The following is a 2109-nucleotide window of genomic DNA, read 5'->3' as shown; positions in this document are numbered from 1 at the left end:
GGGGTGCATAGAGACGACCTCGACGAGGGCGTCCCCGGGGTGGGCCCGGGACGCGGAGGCCACCCGTGCGGCGGTGTCCGCCGCCGAGCTGCACAGGAAGCCGTAGCGTTCGCGGACCCGCTCGCCCGCCTCGGTGAGCCCGTCGGTGGCCCGGCGGCGGAACTCGGCCACGCTCAGACGGTCGCCCACCGTGAGGTGGTCGTGGATCACCAGGCTGGGGGAGTAGTAGTCCCGGACCGTCCCGTCGGGCCACCGGACGGCGAAGCTCATCTCAGGCACTGGCGAGCGTCCTCTCGTCGGCCCGATCACAGACCTCGACCAGTGATCCGTACACGTCGGGGCGCCGATCGCGCAGGTGGAACATCCCGGCGCGCATGGCCGCGAAGGTGCCCGCCACGTCGACCTCGGCGACCGCCAGGCCCTCGTCGAGGGTGGTGGTGGCCAGGACGTTCCCGCCGGGATCGACGATCTTGGCGTTCCCGACGTATCGCAGGGACCCGAACGTCCCCGCCTGGTTGGAGGCCACCCAGAACACCTGGTTGTCCAGGGCCCGGGCGGAATCGAAGAGGTTGAACCGGTAGGTCCAGCGGTCCTCCTGGAGGTTGGCGGCGGTCGCGGTGCGTGCCGCCGGCCACGCGGACAGGGAAGCGATGATCTCGGCGCCCTGCAGTGCCATGACGCGTGCGGCCTCGGGGAACGCCTTGTCGTAACAGATCTGCAGGCCCACCCGACCGACAGGGGTGTCGAACACCCGGTAGTCGCCGCCGGAGGCATAGGACATGTTCTCCCCGAGGGGCTGGTGCACCTTGCGGTAGGTGCCGTAGACGCGGGTTCCGTCGAGGACGGCGGCCGCGTTGTAACGGTTCACCCCGTCGTCGTCGAGCTCGCAGAACCCGATGGCCACCACCAGGTCTCCGATGATCTCCTGCACCCGCGCGATCTCGGGGCCGTCGAGCCGGATGGCGGGGGGCAGTGATCGCGACGTGGGCGTGGTGTCGCCGTGGTTTCCGAGGCTGGAGAGGTAGCCCCCGATGGCGGCCTCGGGAAAGACAAGGAAGTCGACGCCGCTCTCGCGGGCGATCTCCGTGTAATGGGCGATGGTCCGGTAGTTCTCCTCGAGGTCGCGGCCGAAGTTGGCGGCGACCGAGCCGATGGTCGTCATGGCATCAGACCATGTAGGTCGAGTTGATGATGGCGCCCTTACGGGCGTAGTGGATCAGGGCGTCCTGCACGTCGAGCGGGTGCGCGGGGATCACGCCCTCGATCAGGTCCTCCTCGCGACCGCCGTGGAGACCGAGCCCGAAGCGGCAGCAGAACACGGTTCCGCCCTCGGAGATGAACGACTCGAGGGACTCGTTGATGTTCTGCTCGCCGGGGAAGCCGGAGTCCCCGGTGGTGGGGAATCCGCGGGTGGCCAGGCAGTTGATCGCGCCGGGGCCGTAGAAGTAGATGGCCGACTCGAAACCCTTGCGCAGGGCGCGGGTGGCCTGGAGGACGGCGACGAAGGAGACGGAGGACTCGTGGGCGATCCCGTGGACGAGCGTGAAGTACGACTCCCCCTCCTCGGCCTTGTAGTCTGGGAAGATCTTGGTGCCGCCGTAGATGCTGGTGCCCTTGGGTAGGGACGGGTGCGGGATCTCCTTGAGGGAGGCGGCGATGTTCTCGGTGATGGTGGCGTCGAACTCGGGCACTGTGGGCTCCTCGGGGACTGGGTCACCGGACGGGTTCCGATGACATGGCAGCGAGTACACGCCCGGACCGTTACCGCTGCGTATCGGTCCGTTACCGGGTGGTTGCAATTGGAACAACGCATCCGGCGCCGACGTAACACTGCGACCGACGCCGCCACCCGGTGGCGGCGCCGTGGCGGCACCGCGGGGGTCCTGTGGCGGCTCCGCGCGGCCCGTGGAGTCGCCCCCGCGCTCCGCCGCCAGATGCTGATTACACTGGTGCTTTCCGTGCGGCCACGTCCGCCGCGCCCACCCCACCTGGAGGACTCACACGCGTGACCACCACTGTCAGCAGCCCCACCACCGCAGCTCTGTCCGGCCTGGCCGGGGCGGTCGCAGCGAACCCGGCGCTGGCCGATCTGCGGGCGGGACTGGACCA

The 2109-nt window shown here is 69.3% G+C and carries 3 protein-coding genes; all 3 read right to left on the bottom strand.

The genetic code is table 11. The features are described 5' to 3' along the window. Positions 1 to 279 (bottom strand): MSMEG_0570 family nitrogen starvation response protein (locus tag G6018_RS01450; protein ID WP_182638529.1); only part of this gene is annotated, 279 nt, incomplete at its 3' end. Continuing rightward, positions 272 to 1162 carry a carbon-nitrogen hydrolase family protein gene (locus G6018_RS01445; RefSeq protein ID WP_182617980.1) on the bottom strand — a complete coding sequence of 297 codons (891 nt, stop codon included), beginning with the start codon at positions 1160 to 1162 and terminating at the stop codon, positions 272 to 274. The genes G6018_RS01445 and G6018_RS01450, both read right to left, overlap by 8 nt. A 4-nt stretch (positions 1163 to 1166) precedes the next feature. Further along, positions 1167 to 1691, bottom strand: coding sequence for an MSMEG_0572/Sll0783 family nitrogen starvation response protein (locus G6018_RS01440; RefSeq protein ID WP_179525783.1), 525 nt, complete (start codon positions 1689 to 1691; stop codon positions 1167 to 1169). Positions 1692 to 2109 lie beyond the last annotated feature (418 nt).

The organism is Dietzia sp. DQ11-44 (assembly GCF_014145205.1).
GTDB lineage: Bacteria > Actinomycetota > Actinomycetes > Mycobacteriales > Mycobacteriaceae > Dietzia > Dietzia natronolimnaea.
The sequence above is the reverse complement of the archived record's forward strand: the minus strand, read 5'-3'. Positions and strand labels throughout refer to the sequence as shown.